The sequence below is a fragment of the Streptomyces sp. NPDC111656 genome (assembly GCF_055656965.1).
Genome location: NZ_JBVKCA010000025.1, coordinates 98,729 through 119,578, shown reverse-complemented (window position 1 = coordinate 119,578; position 20,850 = coordinate 98,729). Strand labels below are relative to the sequence as shown.

At 71.8% G+C, this 20,850-nt stretch carries 16 protein-coding genes and 2 pseudogenes; 10 read left to right on the top strand and 8 right to left on the bottom strand.

Going from position 1 to position 20,850, the window contains the following annotated elements; genetic code table 11:
* The first annotated feature begins 50 nt into the window (after positions 1-50).
* From ACZ7M3_RS44770 to ACZ7M3_RS44760, 3 genes are all read left to right on the top strand, one after another.
* The gene (locus ACZ7M3_RS44770; RefSeq protein ID WP_472071560.1) at positions 51-1,208 is read left to right on the top strand and encodes an AAA family ATPase; all 1,158 of its coding nucleotides are present in this window, start codon (positions 51-53) and stop codon (positions 1,206-1,208) included.
* Complete coding sequence (locus tag ACZ7M3_RS44765) at positions 1,205-1,543, top strand: nucleotide pyrophosphohydrolase (protein ID WP_075030563.1); 339 nt, start codon at positions 1,205-1,207, stop codon at positions 1,541-1,543. Before ACZ7M3_RS44770 ends, ACZ7M3_RS44765 begins: the two co-directional genes overlap by 4 nt.
* A 259-nt stretch (positions 1,544-1,802) precedes the next feature.
* A complete protein-coding gene (locus ACZ7M3_RS44760) occupies positions 1,803-2,279 on the top strand; it encodes a DUF6099 family protein (protein WP_452980009.1) in 477 nt (158 codons plus the stop codon).
* Positions 2,280-2,461: 182 nt separating this feature from the next.
* Here the strand turns inward: ACZ7M3_RS44760 and ACZ7M3_RS44755 are convergent, their stop codons facing one another.
* Positions 2,462-3,385 carry an LLM class F420-dependent oxidoreductase gene (locus tag ACZ7M3_RS44755; RefSeq protein ID WP_472071558.1) on the bottom strand — a complete coding sequence of 308 codons (924 nt, stop codon included), beginning with the start codon at positions 3,383-3,385 and terminating at the stop codon, positions 2,462-2,464.
* Positions 3,386-3,615: 230 nt separating this feature from the next.
* Here ACZ7M3_RS44755 and ACZ7M3_RS44750 point away from each other — a divergent pair, with 230 nt between their 5' ends.
* Entirely contained in the window at positions 3,616-5,115 is a 1,500-nt protein-coding gene (locus ACZ7M3_RS44750) for a 3' terminal RNA ribose 2'-O-methyltransferase Hen1 (RefSeq protein WP_472071556.1), read from the top strand.
* Positions 5,112-7,661 (top strand): polynucleotide kinase-phosphatase, encoded by a 2,550-nt coding sequence (locus tag ACZ7M3_RS44745; RefSeq protein WP_472071554.1) that lies wholly within the window; start codon positions 5,112-5,114, stop codon positions 7,659-7,661. Before ACZ7M3_RS44750 ends, ACZ7M3_RS44745 begins: the two co-directional genes overlap by 4 nt.
* Before the next feature lie 87 nt (positions 7,662-7,748).
* Here ACZ7M3_RS44745 and ACZ7M3_RS44740 read toward each other — a convergent pair whose 3' ends face one another.
* Together ACZ7M3_RS44740 and ACZ7M3_RS44735 are read right to left on the bottom strand one after the other, a co-directional pair.
* The gene (locus ACZ7M3_RS44740; protein WP_452969876.1) at positions 7,749-8,642 is read right to left on the bottom strand and encodes a hypothetical protein; all 894 of its coding nucleotides are present in this window, start codon (positions 8,640-8,642) and stop codon (positions 7,749-7,751) included.
* On the bottom strand, positions 8,639-9,688 hold the full coding sequence (locus ACZ7M3_RS44735; RefSeq protein WP_452969878.1) for an SPFH domain-containing protein: 1,050 nt from the start codon (positions 9,686-9,688) through the stop codon (positions 8,639-8,641). The genes ACZ7M3_RS44740 and ACZ7M3_RS44735 overlap by 4 nt, the downstream gene beginning before the upstream one ends.
* Positions 9,689-9,855: 167 nt before the next feature.
* Here ACZ7M3_RS44735 and ACZ7M3_RS44730 point away from each other — a divergent pair, with 167 nt between their 5' ends.
* The 3 genes from ACZ7M3_RS44730 (at position 9,856) to ACZ7M3_RS44720 (ending at position 13,867) form a co-directional block, all read left to right on the top strand.
* Positions 9,856-11,085, top strand: coding sequence for an arginine deiminase (locus ACZ7M3_RS44730; RefSeq protein WP_472071551.1), 1,230 nt, complete (start codon positions 9,856-9,858; stop codon positions 11,083-11,085).
* Positions 11,086-11,250: 165 nt separating this feature from the next.
* Entirely contained in the window at positions 11,251-12,285 is a 1,035-nt protein-coding gene (gene argF, locus ACZ7M3_RS44725; protein ID WP_472071549.1) for an ornithine carbamoyltransferase, read from the top strand.
* A 112-nt stretch (positions 12,286-12,397) separates the two neighbouring features.
* Positions 12,398-13,867, top strand: a complete 1,470-nt coding sequence (locus ACZ7M3_RS44720; RefSeq protein ID WP_472071547.1) for an amino acid permease — start codon at positions 12,398-12,400, stop codon at positions 13,865-13,867.
* Here ACZ7M3_RS44720 and ACZ7M3_RS44715 read toward each other — a convergent pair.
* Positions 13,827-14,279, bottom strand: coding sequence for an ATP-binding protein (locus tag ACZ7M3_RS44715; protein ID WP_388516769.1), 453 nt, complete (start codon positions 14,277-14,279; stop codon positions 13,827-13,829). The two genes, ACZ7M3_RS44720 and ACZ7M3_RS44715, sit on opposite strands and share 41 nt — an antisense overlap.
* A 345-nt stretch (positions 14,280-14,624) precedes the next feature.
* Between ACZ7M3_RS44715 and ACZ7M3_RS44710 the strand changes: the two genes are divergently transcribed.
* Both ACZ7M3_RS44710 and ACZ7M3_RS44705 read left to right on the top strand, forming a co-directional pair.
* Positions 14,625-15,452: an enoyl-CoA hydratase family protein gene (locus tag ACZ7M3_RS44710; protein ID WP_351705324.1), complete on the top strand. Its 828-nt coding sequence runs from the start codon at positions 14,625-14,627 to the stop codon at positions 15,450-15,452.
* Positions 15,437-17,746: a bifunctional salicylyl-CoA 5-hydroxylase/oxidoreductase gene (locus ACZ7M3_RS44705; protein WP_472071544.1), complete on the top strand. Its 2,310-nt coding sequence runs from the start codon at positions 15,437-15,439 to the stop codon at positions 17,744-17,746. The genes ACZ7M3_RS44710 and ACZ7M3_RS44705 overlap by 16 nt, the downstream gene beginning before the upstream one ends.
* A gap of 19 nt (positions 17,747-17,765) precedes the next feature.
* Here the strand turns inward: ACZ7M3_RS44705 and ACZ7M3_RS44700 are convergent, their stop codons facing one another.
* The 4 genes and pseudogenes from ACZ7M3_RS44700 to ACZ7M3_RS44685 all read right to left on the bottom strand — a co-directional run bounded on the left by ACZ7M3_RS44700 (position 17,766) and on the right by ACZ7M3_RS44685 (position 20,839).
* Positions 17,766-18,974 (bottom strand): sulfate adenylyltransferase subunit 1, encoded by a 1,209-nt coding sequence (locus ACZ7M3_RS44700; protein WP_472071542.1) that lies wholly within the window; start codon positions 18,972-18,974, stop codon positions 17,766-17,768.
* A gap of 2 nt (positions 18,975-18,976) precedes the next feature.
* A pseudogene (gene cysD, locus ACZ7M3_RS44695) lies at positions 18,977-19,458 on the bottom strand (sulfate adenylyltransferase subunit CysD); the annotation flags it as partial.
* A pseudogene (cysC, locus tag ACZ7M3_RS44690) lies at positions 19,392-19,904 on the bottom strand (adenylyl-sulfate kinase); the annotation flags it as partial. The pseudogenes cysC and cysD, both read right to left, overlap by 67 nt.
* 113 nt (positions 19,905-20,017) lie before the next feature.
* The gene (locus ACZ7M3_RS44685; RefSeq protein WP_217566164.1) at positions 20,018-20,839 is read right to left on the bottom strand and encodes a PaaX family transcriptional regulator; all 822 of its coding nucleotides are present in this window, start codon (positions 20,837-20,839) and stop codon (positions 20,018-20,020) included.
* Positions 20,840-20,850 lie beyond the last annotated feature (11 nt).

Genomic DNA, 20,850 nt, shown 5'->3' with positions numbered 1-20,850 from the left:
GTAACGGTTCGCCTGCGGTTCGCCCGACAGGGGGCCCTTACCTTCCACATATGACCCTGTCATCTCTGGCGGCCCCCGCGCGGGCCGAGGCGCGCCCCGACCGGCCCGGCGCCACCGAGCTCAGGCTCGCCGCCTTCGCCGCACACCGGCGCGCCCGGTTCCCGCTCGGCCCCCTCACCCTCTTCGCCGGCCCCAGCGGCAGTGGCAAGACCACTGCCCTGCGGGCGTACGAGGCGCTGGCGCGGCTCGGCGGCGGCGCTGCGCTGGACGAGGTGTTCCCGGACCCGGACGCCTGTGTGCCCGAGCGGGCCCTGCCCGACGCCCAGCGACGGCGCGGCTTCCGCATCGGCTGCACGGCCGACGGCCCCGAGGGACCCGTACGGCTCGATGTCGCCGTCCAGGCCGAGCCCGAACTGCGCATCGTCGGCGAGCGGTTGACCGCGGGCGGGCTGACCCTCCTTGAGACCGCGCTACGGGACCCCGGCCGCCATGTGGTCCAGGCGGCCTGGCACACGGCGGGCTCGTCGCCGGTGACCCGGGGCCCGCTCCCCGACGACCGCCTCGGTACCGCGCTGCTGCCGCTGCGCGTCTCCGGCCGGACGGACGGTGAGCGCCGGGTCCTCGCCGCGGCCGAGCAGATGGTGGTCGCCCTGCGGTCCGTGTACGCCTGCGACCCGAGCCCCCGACGGATGCGCGCCGCCGCCCCGCTCGGCGTGGGGCGGCTGCTCCGGGGCTGCGACAACCTCGCCGAGGTGCTGTGGCGTACCCGATCGGAGTGCGGCCACCGCTACGCGCACCTGGTCACGGCGGTACGGGCCGGCTGCGCGGGCCCCGTCACGGACGTCCTGGCCGAGCCGCTCGGCGACGGCACCGTCCGCGCGCTCCTCGACCGCGGGGACGGCGTCCGTACGCACCTGGGGCTGCTCGGGGACGGCGAGTTGAGGTATCTGGCGCTGGCCCTGGTGCTGCTCACCGGGCCCGGCGTGCTGGAGGTCGACCCGGCGGGGGAGGTCCCGGCCGCGCTGCAGACGCTGACGGTGCTGGCCGACGGCCTCGACCGGGGGCTGGACGCGCGGCAGGCCGGGGAGTTGGTGCGGCTGGCGGCGCGGATGTGCGAGCGGGGGCACATCCGGCTGGTGGGTGCGGTGGGCGATGCCGTCCGGGTGTGCGAGGTGCCGGGGGTCACGGTGGTAGACCTGACGCCGTGAGTGAAAGTGAACTGGATGTGGCGAAGTTGCAGCGCAGGCTGGCCGAGTTCGCGGCCGCGCGGAACTGGCAGCAGTACCACACGCCGAAGAACCTGGTCGCCGCGCTCAGCGTGGAGGCATCCGAACTGGTCGAGATCTTCCAGTGGCTGACGCCCGAGGAGTCGGCGCGGGTCATGGACGACGCGGACACCGCGCACCGCGTCACGGACGAGGTGGCGGACGTGCTGGCGTATCTGCTCCAGCTGTGCGAGGTGCTCGGCATCGACGCGCTGGCGGCGCTCGACGCGAAGATCGACCGGAACGAGCGGAGGTTTCCGGTGGGGGAGGGGGCGTAAGGGGGAGCGGGGCACGGCGGTGTGGGGTGCCGCGGCGCGGGGTGCCCGGTGCTTCGCGGAGGGGCGTGGTGAGGGTGGCGGGGAAGCGGTGAGTCCGATTGTCACTCTCCGGGGTCGTTGAGTTGTCCACATTCAACTCTGTGTCCACAGATTTCGGTCTTCCTCTGGCTTTTCGGCTCACGGGCTCTCACTCTGGGTAGTGAACAGGGGAGTTCGGGCGGACGTGCGACGAGCGCGTCGGGACAGACGGGGGCAGCGCATGGACGCGGTGCGGCTCATCGGGGCGAGCAGGCGCGCTCTCGCGGGGAGCGGGGACACGATCGAGGTGGTGGCGGAGGCGTGGCAGGCGCAGGCCCTGGCTCAGGCCATAGGGAGTCGCTTCGCCGTCTCGGGGCCGCCGGAACTGCGGGGCGAGGCGCTTGGACTGACGGAGCTGGCGGGCCGGGGCTGCGGTGTGCTGGACGCGCCGCCCCTCGACATGGCCGACCTGCGCGCCGCTCAGCTCACCGAGTTGGGAGATGCGCGAGAGTCCCTGCTGTGCCTCGGGGGTCTCCTCGGCGAGGTCGGTATCGCCCTCGTCGGTATCGCCTGCGCGGCGGACGATCAGGGGAGGTACTGGCAGTGCATGGAGGCGATCGACGCGGCGGACGAGTCGCGGGACCGGGTCCTGGAGATGCTGAGACGGTTGGCGGCGCGGGATCAGGGGGTGGTGGAGCGGGGGCGGGCGACCGGGTAGACGGGGCCTTCCCTCGCCCCCCGCCGCCCCTACCCGTCCCATCCTCCTGGGGCTCCGCCCCAGACTCCGCGGGGTGGTCTTGCGGCTGCGGGCCGATGGGGGCTGGTCGCGCAGTTCCCCGCGCCCCTTGAGGGGCGCTGTGCGCATCTTGGGCAGGGGCGGCGGGCCCGAGGAACGCGATCTCAGCCGAGCTGCGGCATGACCTCCGCGGCGATCAACTCCAGGTGGTCCAGGTCATCGAGGTCCAGCATCTGCATGTACATCCGCTGCGACCCGACAGCCTGGTACTGGGCGATGCTCTCGACGACCTCCGCCGGAGAGCCCGCGAGCCCGTTCGCCTTGAGCTCGTCGACGTCCCGCCCGATGGCTTCCGCGCGCCGCTTCACCTCGCCGTCGTTCCTGCCGACACAGGCGACGAGCGCGTTCGAGTACACGAGGTCGTCACCCTTGCGCCCGGCCCGCTCGGCCGCCGCCCGCACTCGCTGGAACTGCTGCTCCGTGTCCACGAGGGAGGCGAAGGGGATGTTGAACTCGTCGGCGTACCGCGCCGTCAGCTCGGGCGTCCGCTTGGCACCGTGGCCGCCGATCAGGACCGGCACCTTCGGCTGCGCGGGCTTGGGAAGCGCGGGGGAGTCCTTGAGCTGGTAGTACTTCCCCTCGTAGGTGAACCGTTCACCGACGGGCGTCTCCCACAGGCCCGTGACGATGGCGAGTTGTTCCTCCAGCCGCCCGAACTTCTCCTTGGGGAACGGAATCCCGTACGCCTCGTGCTCGGCCTCGTACCAGCCGGAGCCCAGACCGAGTTCCACCCGCCCGCCCGACATCTGGTCGACCTGCGCGACCTGGATGGCGAGGACGCCGGGGAGACGGAAGGTTCCGGCCGTCATGAGCGTGCCGAGGCGGATCCGGCTCGTCTCACGGGCGAGACCGGCCAGCGTGATCCAGGCGTCGGTGGGCCCGGGAAGCCCGTCGACGGATCCCATGTGCAGGTAGTGGTCAGAACGGAAGAATGCTCCGTAGTTGAGGTCTTCGGCGGCCTTGGCGACGCGGAGCAGCGTCTCGTAGGTCGCTCCCTGCTGCGGTTCTGTGAAGACTCGAAGATCCATGCATCCATCATGCACCGGTCACATCAGCCGCCCCACCGGGAACCGCTGCCGCGGAGCTCGGCGGGAAAATTCTCGGGTCTGCCAGGGGTGTTCGCTATACGTTGGGCGGGCGCGCCGACGACAGGCCGGGAGCAGCGATCCCCCGGCGCGCGCTCCCCCCGCTGTGGTTCACCGGCGCTCGGCGCAGGTGGGGTATTCACAGCTCAGAAGACGTTTCGAGGCAGATTCCAGTGTTCCTGACGATCAGTACCACCGGTACCCCAGAGCGCCCCGCCACCGATCTCGGCTTCCTGCTGCACAAGCATCCCGACAAGGCGCAGGCGTTCTCGACCTCCTACGGCACGGCGCACGTCCTCTACCCCGAGGCGTCCGTCGAGCGGTGCACGGCCGCGCTGCTGCTGGAGGTCGATGCGGTGGCGCTGGTCCGGCGCGGCAAGGGCAAGGGCCGCGGCGGCGCGCCCGACGCCGCGCTCGCGCAGTACGTCAACGACCGTCCGTACGCCGCCTCGTCCCTGCTCGCCGTGGCGCTGAGCGCGGTGTTCTCCAGCGCGATGAAGGGCCAGTGCGCCGCGAAGCCGGACCTGCCGGCGCGGCCGCTGCCGCTCCGGATCGAGGTGCCCGCGCTTCCCGCCAGGGGCGGCGCCGACCTCGTACGCAAACTGTTCGAGCCGCTCGGGTGGACGGTGGCGGTCGAGGCCGTGGCGCTGGACGTCGAGTTCCCCGAATGGGGCGACTCCCGCTACGTACGCCTGGAACTGGAGGCGTCGGGCCTGACCGTCGCCGAAGCCCTGCGCCACCTCTACGTCCTGCTTCCGGTGCTCGACGACGCCAAGCACTACTGGGTGTCGTCCGACGAGGTCGACAAGCTGCTGCGGGCGGGCGAGGGCTGGCTGCCGGACCACCCCGAGCAGAGGCTGATCGCCGACCGGTACCTCTCGCGCCGGTGGTCGCTGACGCGGGAGGCGATGGAGCGGCTGGAGCTCGTACGGCTCGCGGAGGCCGACGACAGCGAGGTCGAGGAGATCGACAACGCGGTCGACGAGGAGGCGGACACGGAGGAGAAGCCGATCCCGCTGGCTGTCCAGCGCCGGGACGCGATCCTCACCGCGCTGCACGCGTCGGGCGCGGCCCGCGTGCTCGACCTCGGCTGCGGTCAGGGCCAGCTGGTGCAGGCGCTGCTCAAGGACGTGCGGTTCACCGAGATCGTCGGTGTCGATGTGTCGATACGCGCGCTCACCGTCGCCTCGCGGCGGCTCAAGCTGGAGCGGATGGGCGAGCGGCAGGCAGCTCGCGTGCGGCTCTTCCAGGGCTCGCTCGCGTACACCGACAACCGCCTCAAGGGGTACGACGCCGCCGTGCTCAGCGAGGTCGTCGAGCACCTCGACCTGCCCCGGCTGCCCGCCCTGGAGTACGCCGTCTTCGGCTCGGCCCGCCCCCGTACGGTCCTGGTGACGACGCCGAACGTCGAGTACAACGTCCGCTGGGAGACCCTCCCGGCCGGACACTCCCGCCATGGCGACCACCGGTTCGAGTGGACCCGGGAGGAGTTCCGGACCTGGGCCCACCAGGTGGCCGGGCGGCACGGATACGACGTGGAGTTCACGCCCGTCGGCCCCGACGACCCGGAGGTCGGTCCGCCGACCCAGATGGCCGTCTTCACCCTCGCCACCACGGGCACCCCGACCACCACCGCCACCCCGACCATCACGAAGGAGGAGAAGGCCGCATGACCGGCAACGACACCACCCAGGGGCGCACCCTGCCCGTCACCGACCTCTCCCTCGTCGTCCTGATCGGCGCGTCCGGCTCCGGCAAGTCCACCTTCGCCCGCAGGCACTTCAAGCCGACCGAGGTCATCTCCAGCGACTTCTGCCGCGGCCTGGTCGCCGACGACGAGAACGACCAGAGCGCCAGCGGCGACGCCTTCGACGTCCTCCACTACATCGCGGGCAAGCGGCTCGCGGCCGGCCGCCGTACCGTCGTGGACGCCACGAACGTCCAGCAGGAGAGCCGCCGCCAGCTGATCGAACTCGCCAAGAAGCACGACGTGCTGCCCATCGCGATCGTGCTCGACGTGCCGGAGGAGGTGTGCGCCGAACGCAACGCCTCGCGCACCGACCGCGCCGACATGCCGCGCCGCGTCATCCAGCGCCACATCCGCGAACTGCGCCGTTCGCTGCGGCACTTGGAGCGCGAGGGCTTCCGCAAGGTGCACGTCCTGCGGGGCGTGGCGGAGATCGAGAGCGCCGAGGTGCGGACGGAGAAGCGGTTCAACGACCTGACCCACCTCACCGGCCCCTTCGACATCATCGGTGACATCCACGGCTGCGCCTCGGAGCTGGAGACCCTGCTCGTCAAGCTCGGTTACGTCGACGGCGCGCACCCCGAGGGTCGTACGGCCGTCTTCGTCGGCGACCTCGTCGACCGCGGCCCGGACACGCCCCGAGTTCTGCGCCGCGTGATGTCCATGGTCACGGCCGGTGACGCGCTGTGCGTGCCGGGCAACCACGAGAACAAGCTCGGCCGCTACCTCAAGGGCCGCAAGGTCCAGCACTCCCACGGACTGGCCGAGACCATCGAGCAGCTGGACGGCGAGAGCGAGGAATTCCACGCGCGGGTGCGGGAGTTCGTCGACGGGCTGGTCAGCCACTACGTCCTGGACGGCGGGCGGCTCGTCGTCTGCCACGCCGGACTGCCCGAGAAGTACCACGGCCGTACGTCGGGCCGGGTGCGCTCGCACGCGCTGTACGGCGACACGACCGGAGAGACGGACGAGTTCGGCCTGCCGGTGCGCTATCCGTGGGCGGAGGACTACCGGGGCCGGGCGGCCGTCGTCTACGGTCACACCCCGGTCCCCACGGCCACCTGGCTGAACAACACCATCTGCCTCGACACCGGTGCCGTGTTCGGCGGCAAGCTCACCGCGCTGCGCTGGCCGGAGCGCGAGCTCGTCGACGTACCGGCCGAACGGGTCTGGTACGAGCCGACGAAGCCGCTGGCCTCCGAGGCTCCCGGCGGGCACGAAGGCCGTCCGCTGGACCTCGCCGACGTGCACGGACGGCGGGCCGTCGAGACGCGGTACGCCGGGCGGGTGGCGGTGCGCGAGGAGAACGCGGCGGCGGCCCTCGAGGTCATGAGCCGGTTCGCGGTCGACCCGCGCCTGCTGCCCTACCTCCCGCCGACGATGGCGCCCACGGCGACCTCCCAGGTGGAGGGCTACCTCGAACACCCCGCCGAGGCCTTCGCCCAGTACAAGGAGGACGGCGTCGCCCGCGTCGTGTGCGAGGAGAAGCACATGGGGTCGCGGGCGGTGGCGCTGGTCTGCCGGGACGCGGGGGTGGCGCGGGAGCGGTTCGGTGTCGCGGAGGGGCCCACGGGGGCGCTGTACACCCGTACCGGCCGGCCCTTCTTCGACGACTCCGCCGTCACCGAGGAGATCCTCGGGCGAGTGCGGGAAGCGGTGACGGCGGCCGGTCTGTGGGAGGAACTGGGTACGGACTGGCTGCTGCTCGACGCCGAGCTGATGCCGTGGTCGCTCAAGGCGTCCGGGTTGCTGCGCAGCCAGTACGCGGCGGTCGGCGCCGCGGCCGGGGCGGCGTTCCCGGGGGTGCTGGCCGCGCTCGAAGGGGCCGCGGAGCGTGGGGTCGACGTCCGGGAGCTGCTCGGCAAGCAGCGGGAGCGGGCCGCCGACGCGGCGGCGTTCACCGAGGCGTACCGGCGGTACTGCTGGCCGACGGAGGGGCTGGAGGGGGTGCGGCTCGCTCCCTTCCAGATCCTCGCGGTCCAGGGCCGCAGTCTCGCCGCGATGCCGCACGACGAGCAGCTCGTGCTCATCGACCGGCTGGTCGAGCACGACGGGAGTGGGCTGCTGCAGACGACTCGGCGGTTGTTCGTGGACACCGGGGACGCGGAGTCCGTGCGGGGCGGGGTGGACTGGTGGCTGGAGATGACCGGGCGTGGGGGTGAGGGCATGGTCGTCAAGCCGGTCGGGGCGGTGGTGCGGAGCGGGCAGGGGCGTCTTGTCCAGCCCGGCATCAAGTGCCGGGGCCGTGAGTATCTGCGGATCATCTACGGCCCGGAGTACACGCGTCCTGAGAACCTCTCCCGGCTGCGGGGGCGTTTCCTGAACCACAAGCGGTCGCTCGCGCTTCGGGAGTACGCGCTCGGGCTGGAGGCGTTGGATCGGCTGGCGGAGGGGGAGCCGTTGTGGCGGGTGCATGAGGCGGTGTTCGGGGTGCTGGCGCTGGAGTCGGAGCCGGTGGACCCACGTCTGTAGCCGTTCTTCGGCTGCGGGGCGGCGGGGGCTGCGCGGCAGTTCCCCGCGCCCCAGGGGCGCGGGCTTCGCCCCGCGCCCCTAAGGGATTCAGCTCACCAGGCGCAGCCTCACCCCCGCCACCCCCACCCGTACCGTCTGCCCCCACACCAGCTCCACCGCGTCGCTCTCCATGCCGTCGCCGAACGCGATGAGGCGGTCGGACTCGACGGTGAGGGAGAGGTGGGCGGAGGCGGTGAGGGAGCCGGCGACGAGGGACGTGCCGGTGGCCGGTGACGGCCAGGCCTCGCGGACGAACCAGAGAAGGCGTTCCTCCGCGGGCCCGGGCAGCGGCAGCTCACCGCCCCGCTCCTGCCACACCGAGCGGAGCCACCCGCTGGCGCCCGTCCCGGTACCCACCAGGACCCCGGAGGAGGCCTGGGGCTCGACGGCACCCCCGTACTCGTCGAGCCCCAGCCGATAGCGGGCCGTCTGATGGCTCGCGGTTCCGAGATAGATCTCGTTGAGTGCGAGGAGCCGCTGCGTGTCGTCCGCGACCGCCTCGACCATGGTCAGTTCGTCGACCCGGCCCCCGCGCGCCGAGGCGAGCAGCGCGCCCGCGTCGCGCGGCCGATGCCGCACGAGCACCCCCGGGTTCCGTCCGGGGTCGGTGTCGATCCCCACCACCGGCTGTCCGGTCAGGTACTTGGCCACGTTCGCCACCAGCCCGTCCTGCCCGACCACGACCACCACATCCTCCGGAGCGAACAGGAAGCGGTCGAGGTCGCCCCGCTCGACGCGCGCCTGACGCCAGGTCAGCGGCACCGCCGAGACCACCTCCGCCAGCGCCTCCCGCGCCCGCCGGTGCCGCTCGGCCACCTCCGCGATGTCCCGCCCCCGGGAGGACAGGAAGAACGCCGCCTGCCCGTGCGTCCCGTGCCGGGCCACCAACTCCTCGTACTCCGTGGTGCGATGGACGAGGACGACCCGGGGCGCGAGACTCACTGCTCCGGCCCCCCGGCGGCCCCGTGGCCCAGCCGTGCGAGCAGGCCCGTCAGGACGTCCGGCGACACCGTGACACTGTCGATGCGCGGCAGGTTCTCCGCGAGTCGTGTGCCCGTCAGGGCGTGCAGCGTGGCGACGTCCACGTCTCCGTGGACCCGCAGCCAGGCGGCCTGCGCCGCGGCCCGCGCCTCGCCGACCTCGCGCGCGGCCGTGGCCTCGGCCTTGGCGAGCTGTACCACCCGGCTGCCCTCCGCCTCCGCGAGCCGCACGGTCCGCGCCGCCTCCGCCCCGGCCCGCACCGCGTCCGCCGCCGCGTGCTCCTCCGCCTCACGCCGCGCGTTGGTACCGCGCTGGTCGACCAACTGCTCCTCGCGCCGGGCGAGTTCGATCTGGCTGGCGAGCTCGTTCTCGGCGATCGCGCGCTCCCGCTCGACGGCGACGGCCCGGCGTTCGTACGTCGCCTTGTCCGCCTCCTGCTGGATCAGCTCGCGGGCGGGGGTGCGCAGCGCCCGCTCCACCTCGGGTTCCGGGCGCAGCGCGACGACCCGTACGGCCACCACCTCGATCCCCGTCGCGGGCAGCCGGGGTTCGGCGGCGAGCCCGCCGGCGATCCGCTCGCGTACCGACGCGACGCCGTCCACCAGGGCCGCCGCCAGCGTCGTGCGCGCCAGTACGTCCAGTGCGTGCTGCTGGGCCGTCTCGGTCAGCAGCGAGCCCAGCTGTTCGAGGGGCGCGCCGCGCCAGGAGCCGGTGTCGGGGTCGATGGAGAAGTCGAGCCGCGTGGCCGCGACCCCGGGATCGACGATCCGGTAGGTGACGGTCGCCTGCACCGCGACGTCCTGGAAGTCGGACGTGCGGGCGTGGAAGGTCATCGCCAACTCGCGGTCGTCGACCGGGACTTCGGAGAGCGTGGCGGTCAGGGAGCGGTACCAGAAACTGAGTCCGGGGCCGTCGTGCGCCAGTCGGCCCGACCGGTGGTGCCGGACATGGGCGGTCGGCGCCCCGCGCAGATGGCGCCAGCCGAGACGCCGGGTGATGTCGGCCATGGGTACCCCCTCGCCGCCGGGCGATCCCGGCGGCCCGCTGTGATGCGCTTTTGTCGTCGCAGTGACGATAACGAAGGGGCGCCCTTATCGTCAAGGGGACGAAATCAACTCGCCCGTCTCCCGTCGATCCACGGGTGAACAGGCGTCCGGATGGTCAGGATGGAGGCATGGGATTCCACGTCGACTCCGAGGCCGGGCGGCTGCGCCGCGTCATCCTGCACAGACCCGACCTCGAGCTCAAGAGGCTCACCCCCAGCAACAAGGACGCCCTGCTCTTCGACGACGTGCTGTGGGTGCGCCGGGCCCGGGCGGAGCACGACGGGTTCGCGGACGTGTTGCGCGACCGCGGGGTCACTGTCCATCTCTTCGGCGACCTGCTCACCGAGGCCCTGGAGATCCCGGTGGCCAGATCGCTCGTCCTGGACCGGGTCTTCGACGAGAAGGAGTACGGGCCGCTCGCCACCGACCACCTCCGGGCGGCCTTCGAGAACCTGCCCGCCCCGGAACTGGCGGCCGCGCTGGTCGGCGGGATGACCAAACGGGAGTTCCTGGACGCGCACATGGAGCCGACCTCCGTGCGCTTCCATGTCATGGACCTCGACGACTTCCTCCTCGGCCCGCTCCCCAATCACCTCTTCACTCGGGACACCTCCGCCTGGATCTACGACGGGGTCTCCATCAACGCCATGCGCTGGCCCGCGCGGCAGCGGGAGACCGTGCACTTCGAGGCGATCTACCGCCACCATCCGCTCTTCCGTGACGAGCACTTCAATCTCTGGTCGCAGGGGCAGGCGGACTACCCGTCCACGATCGAGGGTGGTGACGTGCTCGTCATCGGCAACGGCGCGGTGCTCATCGGCATGAGCGAGCGGACGACCCCGCAGGCCGTCGAGATGCTCGCGCACAAGCTGTTCGCCGCCGGGTCGGCCCGTACGATCGTGGCGCTCGACATGCCCAAGCGGCGGGCCCTCATGCACCTCGACACCGTGATGACGATGGTCGACGGCGACACCTTCACCCAGTACGCGGGGCTCGGCATGCTCCGCTCGTACACCATCGAACCGGGCTCGGGGGACAAGGAGCTGAAGGTCACCGACCATCCGCCGGAGCACATGCACCGGGCGATCGCGGCGGCGCTGGGGTTGAGCGAGATCCGGGTGCTGACCGCGACGCAGGATGTGCACGCGGCGGAGCGGGAGCAGTGGGACGACGGGTGCAACGTCCTCGCGGTGGAGCCCGGGGTGGTCGTCGCCTATGAGCGGAATGTGACCACCAATACGCATCTGCGGAAGCAGGGTATTGAGGTGATCGAGATTCCGGGGAGTGAGCTGGGTCGGGGGCGGGGAGGGCCTCGGTGTATGAGCTGTCCGGTGGAGAGGGATGGGGTGGGGGTTTGATGCGGGGTGCGGGTGGAGTGTGGCTGGGCGCGCAGTTCCCCGCGCCCCTGAAGGGGCGCCGATCGCAAGGCCGCCCAGGAAGTCACGTATAGAAATGTCGACGATCGTATAGACTTGCATTCGTTCCCTTGTTCGCCCCCGTCCCCGTATCTCTGGAGCGCCCCCATGGCGACAGTCCCGACCGCCCTCGCCGGACGCCACTTCCTCAAGGAGCTGGACTTCACCGAGGAGGAGTTTCGCGGTCTGATCGAGCTGGCCGCCGAGCTCAAGGCGGCCAAGAAGGCCGGGGCCGAGACGCAGTACCTGCGGGGCAGGAACATCGCGCTGATCTTCGAGAAGACCTCGACCCGTACGCGCTGCGCGTTCGAGGTGGCCGCCGCGGACCAGGGCGCGTCGACGACGTATCTGGACCCGTCCGGTTCGCAGATAGGTCACAAGGAGTCCGTGAAGGACACCGCGCGTGTGCTCGGCCGGATGTTCGACGCGATCGAGTACCGGGGTGACAGCCAGGCCTCCGTCGAGGAGCTGGCCGCGTACGCCGGAGTGCCCGTCTACAACGGTCTGACCGACGACTGGCACCCCACCCAGATGCTCGCCGACGTGCTCACCATGACCGAGCACTGCGACAAGCCGCTCGGCGAGATCGCCTTCGCCTACCTGGGTGACGCCCGTTTCAACATGGGCAACTCCTACCTGATCACCGGTGCGCTCCTCGGCATGGACGTCCGGATCGTCGCCCCGGAGGCCTACTGGCCCGCCGAGGAGATCGTCGCCGAGGCCCGCAAGCTCGCCGAGAGCAACGGCGGGCGCGTCACCCTCACCGAGCACCTCGGCGAGGGCGTCCGCGGCGCCGACTTCGTCGCCACCGACGTCTGGGTCTCGATGGGCGAGCCCAAGGAGGTGTGGGACGAGCGCATCGCCGCGCTGTCCCCGTACGCCGTGACCATGGACGTGCTGCGCGCCACCGGCAACCCGGACACGAAGTTCCTGCACTGCCTGCCGGCCTTCCACGACCTGGGCACCAAGGTCGGCCGCGAGATCCACGAGACCCACGGCCTCGACTCGCTGGAGGTCACCGACGAGGTGTTCGAGTCGGCGCACTCGGTCGTCTTCGACGAGGCCGAGAACCGGCTGCACACCATCAAGGCGATCATGGTCGCCACCCTGGGCCGAGCGGGAATCCCCGAGGTCCTGGCCTGACGGAGGTCCCCGCAGGCCTTATCCTGACCGGCGGTCCGGAGCCACCCCTTCCGCGACCGCCGTGCGACCGACCCCGTCGCACCCCGCACCACCGGAAATGAGCACCACCCGCATGTCCGCTCCACGCATCAAGTCCCCCCAGCTGCTGATGGCCGAATCAGGCGCCGACCGCGAAGGCCATGGCCTCAAGCGGACCATGGGTCTCTTCCAGCTCATCTGCTTCGGCGTCGGCGCGATCGTCGGCACCGGAATCTTCGTCGGACTCTCCGACTCGGTCGCCCAGGCCGGACCCGCCGTGGTCGTGTCGTTCATCCTCGCGGCGATCACCTGCGTCTTCACCGCGTTCTCCTTCGCCGAGCTCGGCGGCGCGATCCCGGTCTCCGGATCCTCGTACTCCTTCGCCTACGCGGGACTGGGCGAGGGCACGGCCTTCCTCGTCGGCTGGTGTCTGCTCCTGGAGTACGGCGTCTCCGTGTCGGCCGTGGCGGTCGGCTGGAGCCAGTACGTCAACGAGCTGCTGCACAGCCTCACGGGCGTGCAGCTGCCCGCCGCGCTCTCGGCCGGCCCGTCCGACGGCGGGATCGTCAACCTTCCCGCGGTCATCGTGATCGCGCTGGCCTCGGTCCTGCTGATCCGCGGAGTGCGCGAGAGCGCCCGGGCGACCGCGGCCATGGCCGTGCTGAAGCTGGTCGTGCTCGTCGCCTTCTGCGCGATCGGGTTCAGCGCCTTCAAGCACGGCAACCTCACGCCGTTCTCCCCGGCCGGCCTTGGCGGTATCGGCGCGGGCACCACGGCGGCCTTCTTCTCGTACATCGGCTTCGACGCGATCACCACGGCCGGCGAGGAGGCCAAGGACCCCCGCCGCAACATCCCGATCGCCATCCTGGTCTGCATCGGTCTGGTCACCCTGCTGTACTGCGCGGTGGCCCTCGCGGCGATCGGCGCCGTCGGCGGCGACGCGGTCGCCGGGCGGCCCGCCGCGCTGTCGTACGTCGTCAACGTGGTCACCGGCTCCACGGTCGGCGCCGGGGTCGTCGCGTTCGGAGCGGTCGTCGCCATCGCCTCCGTCGTGCTCGCGGTGATGTACGGACAGACCCGCATCCTCATGTCCATGTCCCGCGACGGGCTCGTGCCGCGGGTCTTCGAGAAGATCTCGCCGAAGACCTCGACACCGGTCGCGGGGACCCTGATCGTCGCCATCGTCTTCGCCGTCCCGGCGGCCTTCGCCCCGCTCGACGCCGTCGTCAACCTGACGACGATCGGCACGCTCGCCACCATGGCCGCCGTGAACGTCGCGGTGATCGCGCTGCGGCGCCGCCAACCGGGTCTCGCCAGGACGTTCCGGGTGCCGCTCTACCCCGTGGTGCCGCTGCTCGGCATCGGCTTCTGTCTGTACCTGATGTACGAGACGGGCTGGACGACCTGGATCCAGTTCGTGTGCTTCCTGGCGGCCGGCTTCCTCGTGTACGTGCTCTACGGGCGCCGCAACTCCCGGCTGGCCGCGGCCGCGGCCGTTCCCGGAGCCGTTCCCGGCGCCGGGGTCACGCCGGACGCCGCTGAGCGGGCACCACAGGCAGTCTGAACCAGACCGCCTTGCCGGAGCCGGTGGGGCGGTGGCCGCAGGAGGAGCTGAGGGTGCGGATCAGGAGGAGGCCGCGCCCGTGCTCCTGCCAGGGGTCGGGCTCACCGGGCGGTTCCGGGACCGTGAGGTTGACGGGCGGCTCCGGGTCCGGGTCGTGCACCTCGACCTGACAGCCGGTCGGCATGAGCTCCACGACCAGCTCTATGGGACCGTCCCCCGCGGTGTGCTCCACGGCGTTGGCGACCAGCTCCGCGGTGAGCAGTTCCGCGGTGTCGCTGTCGGCCGCGTGCTTCAGCTCGGCCAGCGCGGTGCGGACCAGGGCGCGGGCGACCGGCACGGCCGCGGCGGTGTGCGGCAGCGCGATGCGCCAGGAGGCGGGGGCGGGGGTGTCGTGCAAGGCGGGTCCGTTCATGGAGCAGGCTGTCCTGCTTTCAACGTGAGGAATGGTACGGCGCGGCCGGACGGAGGCGTCGGGCGGGCGCTTTCCAGGACATTCGGTGGGCGCCCTCCCAGGACGTTCGGCTCGGCATGAGGCCCCGTACCCAGCTCGACACCCGGTCTCCCGCGAGGTGCTCCCGCCGTTACGGGGCTATCGAGAACCCGTGACTCGGTGACGGGAAACGGTCACTCCACGGTCGGGTTATTGCGTGGTCGTGACGACAGTCACAGACTGGTGATAACTTCGTGGAGTAACGACGACCGCTGTCCGGCGCCCTGGGGCGCGGACCGCCGCCCCCGTCCGAGGAGGCCGCCCGTCATGAGTCCCTTCACCGGCTCCGCCGCCCGTACCTCCGACTGGCAGCACCTGAGGTGCGCGGTCGCCGACGGGGTCGCCACGGTCACCCTGGCCCGCCCCGAGAAACTCAACGCCCTCACCTTCGGCGCCTACGCGGACCTGCGCGATCTGCTCGCCGAGCTCTCCCGTGAGCGGTCGGTGCGGGCGCTGGTGCTGGCGGGGGAGGGGCGCGGCTTCTGCTCCGGCGGCGACGTCGACGAGATCATCGGCGCGACCCTGTCCATGGACACCGCCCAGCTCCTCGACTTCAACCGGATGACCGGGCAGGTCGTGCGGGCCGTACGGGAGTGCCCGTTCCCGGTGATCGCGGCGGTGCACGGGGTCGCGGCGGGTGCCGGAGCCGTCCTCGCCCTGGCCGCCGACTTCCGGGTGGCCGACCCGAGCGCCCGGTTCGCCTTCCTCTTCACCCGCGTCGGACTGTCCGGCGGCGACATGGGCGCCGCCTATCTGCTGCCCCGGGTCGTCGGGCTCGGTCACGCGACCCGCCTGCTGATGCTCGGCGAACCGGTGCGCGCACCCGAGGCCGAGCGGATCGGCCTGATCAGCGAGCTGGCCGACGAGGGCGGTGCGGACGAGGCCGCCCAGCGGCTGGCCCGCCGCCTGGCCGAGGGCCCGGCTCTCGCGTACGCCCAGACCAAGGCCCTGCTCACCGCCGAACTGGACATGCCCCTCGCCGCCTCCGTCGAGCTCGACGCCTCGACCCAGGCCCTTTTGATGACCGGCGAGGACTACGCCGAGTTCCATGCGGCGTTCACGGAGAAGCGCGCGCCGAAGTGGCGGGGGCGATAACCGTGGCGACGCGGACGGGCGCGTCTGTGCGTGTCGCCGTCATCGGCGGCGGTCCCGGCGGGCTGTACGCCGCCGCGCTCCTCAAACGTCTCGACCCCGGCCGCGAGGTCACCGTCTGGGAGCGCAACGCCCCCGACGACACCTTCGGCTTCGGTGTCGTGCTCTCCGACGAGACGCTCGGCGGGATCGAGCACGCCGACCCGGTCGTGTACGCGGCGCTCCAGGACGAGTTCGTGCGCTGGGACGACATCGACATCGTGCACCGGGGCGTGCGCAACACCTCCGGAGGCCATGGCTTCGCGGCGCTCGGCCGGCGCCGACTCCTGGAGATCCTGCACGAGCGCTGCCGCTCGCTCGGCGTCGAGCTGCGCTTCCGGGCCGAGGCCCCGCCGGTCGCCGAGCTGATGACGGCGTACGACCTGGTCGTCGCCGCCGACGGGGTGCACAGCCCGACCCGGGCGGCGTACGCGGAGGTCTTCGGACCGTCGGTCGAGGAGCACCAGTGCCGTTACATCTGGCTCGCCGCCGACTTCGCCTTCGACTCCTTCCGCTTCGAGATCGCCGAGACCGAGCACGGCGTTATGCAGCTGCACGGCTATCCCTACGCGGCCGATGCCTCCACCGTCATCGTCGAGATGCGCGAAGAGGTGTGGCGGGCCGCCGGTTTCGCGGACCTCGACGAACAGGGGTCCGTCGAGCTCTGCGGCAAGATCTTCACGGACGCGCTCGGCGGGCGGCAGCTGCGGTCCAACAAGTCGACGTGGACCACCTTCCGCACGGTGGTCAACGACCGCTGGTCCCACGGCAATCTGGTCCTCCTCGGCGACGCCGCGCACACCGCGCACTTCTCCATCGGCTCCGGCACCAAGCTCGCCGTCGAGGACGCACTCACGCTGGCCGCCTGCCTGGAGGAGCGGCCCACCCTCGACGAGGCACTCGCCGCGTACGAGGAGGAGCGGCGCCCTGTCGTCGCGTCCACCCAGCGGGCGGCGCGGGCCAGCCTGGAGTGGTTCGAGAACCTGGGGCTGTATCTCCACCAGCCCGCCCGGCAGTTCGCCTTCAACCTCCTCACGCGCAGCCGCCGCGTCACGCACGACAACCTGCGGCTGCGGGACGCGCACTTCACGGCGGCGGTCGAGCGCGAGTTCGGCTGCCCGCCCGGCACACCGCCGATGTTCACCCCGTTCCGGCTGCGCGGTCTGACCCTGCGCAACCGGGTCGTGGTCTCACCTATGGACATGTACTCGGCCGTGGACGGCGTCCCCGGCGACTTCCACCTCGTCCACCTGGGCGCACGGGCGCTCGGCGGCGCGGGACTGGTGATGACCGAGATGGTGTGCGTGAGCGCCGAGGGCCGCATCACGCCCGGCTGCGCGGGCCTCTACACACACCGGCAGGCCGACTCCTGGCGGCGGATCATCCGCTTCGTGCACACCCAGTCACCCGGCACCGCGATCGGCGTCCAGCTCGGACACTCCGGCCGCAAGGGCTCCACGAAGCTGATGTGGGAGGGCATGGACGAGCCGCTCGAGGAAGGCAACTGGCCGCTCGTGGCCGCCTCCCCGATCCCGTACGGACCGCGCAGCCAGACCCCCCGGCAGCTGTGCCGCGCCCAACTCACGGACATCCGTGAGCAGTTCGCGGCAGCCGCCTGGCGTGCCGCCCGCTGCGGCTTCGACCTCCTCGAACTGCACTGCGCCCACGGCTACCTGCTGTCCGGCTTCCTCTCACCGCTCACCAACCGGCGCACCGACGTCTACGGCGGCTCGCTGGAACGCAGACTGCGCTTCCCGCTGGAGGTCTTCGACGCCGTACGGGCCGTGTGGCCGGAGGAGCGGCCCATGACCGTCCGCATCTCCGCCACCGACTGGGCCGAGGGCGGCAACACCGGGGACGAGGGCGTGGCGATCGCCCGGGCCTTCGCGGCGCACGGCGCCGACGCGGTCGACGTGTCGACCGGGCAGGTGGTCGCCGACGAACAGCCCGAGTACGGCCGCTCGTACCAGACCCCGTTCGCCGACCGGATCCGCCACGAGACCGGCCTCCCCGTGATCGCCGTCGGCGCGATCTCCTCCTGGGACGACGTCAACTCCCTGCTCCTGGCCGGGCGCACGGACCTGTGCGCACTCGCCCGGCCGCATCTCTACGACCCGCACTGGACGCTGCACGCGGCGGCCGAGCAGGGGTACGAGGGTCCGGGCGTCGCCTGGCCCAAGCCCTACCGCGCGGGCAGCCGCCGCCCGCAGACCGGACGCATCGACGCCCCCAAGCCCCGGCTCTCACTGGGGACTTGAGGACGCGGGGAGAGCGGTCCTAACGGGAGAGGTCGGCCATGCCCGCCGTCAGTGTCGAGCCGTCCGCCGGGTCGACGAGGAGGAACGCGCCGGTGCGGCGTACGTCCGCGTAGTCGTCGAGCGCGAGCGGCTCGGCGGTGCGCAGGGTGATGCGCCCGAGGTCACTCGCGGTCAGCTCGCCCGCCCCGCCCAGGTCCTTGACGATCGCCTTCACGGTCCGCGTGGTGTGCTTGACCAGTACCCGGTCGCCGACCCTGAGCGCCCGATCGGCCAGATGACAGACGGCCGCCCGGACGTCCTGCGGGAGCGCGGGCGCGTCCGCTCCGGCGGTGATCATGTCGCCGCGTGAGACATCGTGCCGGTCGGCCAGGCGCAGGGTCATCGACTGCGGCGCGTACGCGAGGCCGGCGTCCCTGCCGAGCACGTCGATGCCGGCGATCTCGGAGGTCTCACCGGAGGGGTGGACGGTGACCCGGTCCCCGACCCGCAGCGTTCCGGACACCAACTGCCCCGCGTAGCGGCGGACCTCGCCGTGCCGGATCACGTACTGGACCGGGAAACGCGCCGGAGCGGACGTGGGCTCGGAGCCCACCGGCACGGTCTCCAGGAACTCCAGGAGCGCCGGACCCTCGTACCAGTCCATGCGCGCCGAACGCTCCACCACGTTGTCCCCGCACAGCGCCGAGACCGGGATCGGTGTGAAGCCGGGCAGGTCCAGCTCGGCGGCGTGGCCCGCGAAGCCCTCGACGATCCGCTCGAAGTCCTTCTGCTCGTAGCCGACGAGGTCCATCTTGTTGACGGCGAGGACCACGTGCGGGACGCGCAGCAGTGCGGCGACGGCGGCGTGGCGGTGGGTCTGCTCGACCACCCCGTGCCGCGCGTCGACCAGGATGATCGCCAGTTCGGCCGTGGAGGCGCCGGTGACCATGTTGCGGGTGTACTGCACATGCCCGGGGGTGTCGGCGAGGATGAACCGGCGCCGGGGCGTGGCGAAGTAGCGGTAGGCGACGTCGATGGTGATGCCCTGCTCGCGCTCGGCGCGCAGGCCGTCGGTGAGGAGGGCGAGGTCGGGGGCGTCCTGGCCGCGGCTCGCCGAGACGCGCTCCGCGGCCTCCAGCTGGTCCGTCAGGACCGACTTGGAGTCGTGCAGCAGTCGTCCGACCAGCGTGGACTTGCCGTCGTCGACGGAACCGGCGGTCGCGAAGCGCAGTGTGTCGATGGTCGTCATGTCTAGAAGTACCCCTCGCGCTTGCGGTCTTCCATCGCGGCCTCGGACATCTTGTCGTCGGCGCGGGTGGCGCCCCGCTCGGTGAGCCGGGAGGCGGCGATCTCTGCGATGACCTGGTCGAGGGTCACCGCGTCGGAGTCGACGGCGCCCGTGCAGGACATGTCGCCGACGGTCCGGTAGCGGACGAGCCGCTTGTCCACGACCTCGTTCTCGCGAGCCCCGCCCCACTCGCCGCCGGTCAGCCACATCCCGCCGCGCCGGAACACCTCACGGCGATGCGCGAAGTACATCTCGGGCAGTTCGATGCCTTCGCGGGCGATGTACTGCCAGACGTCCAGTTCGGTCCAGTTGGACAGGGGGAAGACGCGGACGTGCTCGCCGGGGCGTGGCGGCCGTTGTAGAGCTGCCACAGTTCGGGGCGCTGGCGTCGGGGGTCCCACTGGGAGAACTCGTCGCGCAGTGAGAACACGCGTTCCTCGGCTCGTAGGGGTCGTCGACGCCGGTGAGCCCGGTGAGCCGGCCCGCGGCCTGCCGGGCGTACAGCCCCTTCACGTCGCGCTCGCTGCACACCTCGACGGGGGTGGCGACATGCACCTCGATGTACGGCGTCCCGCTCGCCTCGTGCCGCTCCCGGACGGCGTCGCGGCTGTCGGCGTACGGCGCGATGACGGGCACCACGGCGAGGACGCCGTTGCGTGCGAGCACCTCGGCGACCAGGCCGATGCGCTGCACGTTGGTGTTGCGGTCCTCGCGCGAGAAGCCGAGACCCGCGGAGAGGAACCGGCGGACCTCGTCGCCGTCGAGGACCTCCACCCGGTGCCCCTCCGCCTTCAGGCGGGTCCCGAGTATCCGGGCGATGGTCGTCTTGCCCGCGCTCGGCAGGCCCGTGAGCCAGACGGTGGCTCCCTGAGCCCTTGCCGTGGTGGTCATACGTGCGGTCCTCTTCCTGTCCTGGCGTGCGGCTCACGACGCTAGGTAAGAAGCATGAGAAGAGGGACGGAAGGGGCTGAGGGTTCCCTTAGCGCCTCATGATGTAACTGAGGTCACACATCGGTGGGTTCGGTGAAGCTCGCGCCCGTGTCCCGCAGCCGCTCGTGCAGCGCCCGGAACACGGCGGCCGAGCGGGCGCCCGGCCAGTCCTCGGGCAGCAGCGCGGCGGGCAGCCCCGGGTCGGCGTACGGGAGGTGGCGCCAGGTGTCCAGGGCGAGCAGATAGTCGCGGTACGCCTCCTCGGGCGGGGTGTCCGCGCGCCGCCGCCAGTCGCGCAGCACGGTCGCGTGCTGGTCGAGGAAGGCCTCGTGCTGCTTGGCGATCGCCGCCAGGTCCCACCAGCGGGCGACCGCGTCCGCCGTCGCCGCGAAACCCAGGTGCTCCCCGCGGAACAGCTCCACGTAAGGGTCGAGCCGCAGCCGCGCCAGGGTGTGCCGGGTCTCCTCGTAGAGCCGCGCGGGGGCGAGCCAGACGCCGGGGGCCGCCGTCCCGAAGCCGAGACCGGCGAGGCGCGAGCGCAGTACGTGCCGCTTCTGCCGCTCGGACTCCGGCACGGAGAAGACGGCGAGCACCCAGCCCTCGTCCTCGGGGGGCGCCGTCGCGTACACCCGCCGGTCGCCGTCCTCCAGCAGTTGGCGGGCGTCCGGCGACAGCGCGTACCCCGCGCCGCCCGCCGCCGTGCGGGCCGGTTCGAGCAGTCCGCGGCGCTTGAGCCGGGACACCGACGAGCGTACGGAGGGTGCGTCGACGCCGACCGCGGCGAGGAGCCGGATCAACTCGGCCACCGGCACGGGGCCGGGCATGAAACGGCCGTACGCGCCGTAGAACGTGACGATGAGGGACCGGGGGGCGTGCTGCTCTGACACGTTGATCACTCTAGTGCGCG

Coding starts and splice junctions, on each gene's coding strand:
- ACZ7M3_RS44735 (WP_452969878.1), bottom strand. CDS start 9,688: ATGGCCGACATCACCCGGCGTCTCGGCTGGCGCCATCTGCGCGGGGCG.
- ACZ7M3_RS44770 (WP_472071560.1), top strand. CDS start 51: ATGACCCTGTCATCTCTGGCGGCCCCCGCGCGGGCCGAGGCGCGCCCC.
- ACZ7M3_RS44755 (WP_472071558.1), bottom strand. CDS start 3,385: ATGGATCTTCGAGTCTTCACAGAACCGCAGCAGGGAGCGACCTACGAG.
- ACZ7M3_RS44700 (WP_472071542.1), bottom strand. CDS start 18,974: ATGACGACCATCGACACACTGCGCTTCGCGACCGCCGGTTCCGTCGAC.
- ACZ7M3_RS44720 (WP_472071547.1), top strand. CDS start 12,398: ATGTCCGCTCCACGCATCAAGTCCCCCCAGCTGCTGATGGCCGAATCA.
- ACZ7M3_RS44710 (WP_351705324.1), top strand. CDS start 14,625: ATGAGTCCCTTCACCGGCTCCGCCGCCCGTACCTCCGACTGGCAGCAC.
- ACZ7M3_RS44760 (WP_452980009.1), top strand. CDS start 1,803: ATGGACGCGGTGCGGCTCATCGGGGCGAGCAGGCGCGCTCTCGCGGGG.
- argF (WP_472071549.1), top strand. CDS start 11,251: ATGGCGACAGTCCCGACCGCCCTCGCCGGACGCCACTTCCTCAAGGAG.
- ACZ7M3_RS44715 (WP_388516769.1), bottom strand. CDS start 14,279: ATGAACGGACCCGCCTTGCACGACACCCCCGCCCCCGCCTCCTGGCGC.
- ACZ7M3_RS44745 (WP_472071554.1), top strand. CDS start 5,112: ATGACCGGCAACGACACCACCCAGGGGCGCACCCTGCCCGTCACCGAC.
- ACZ7M3_RS44730 (WP_472071551.1), top strand. CDS start 9,856: ATGGGATTCCACGTCGACTCCGAGGCCGGGCGGCTGCGCCGCGTCATC.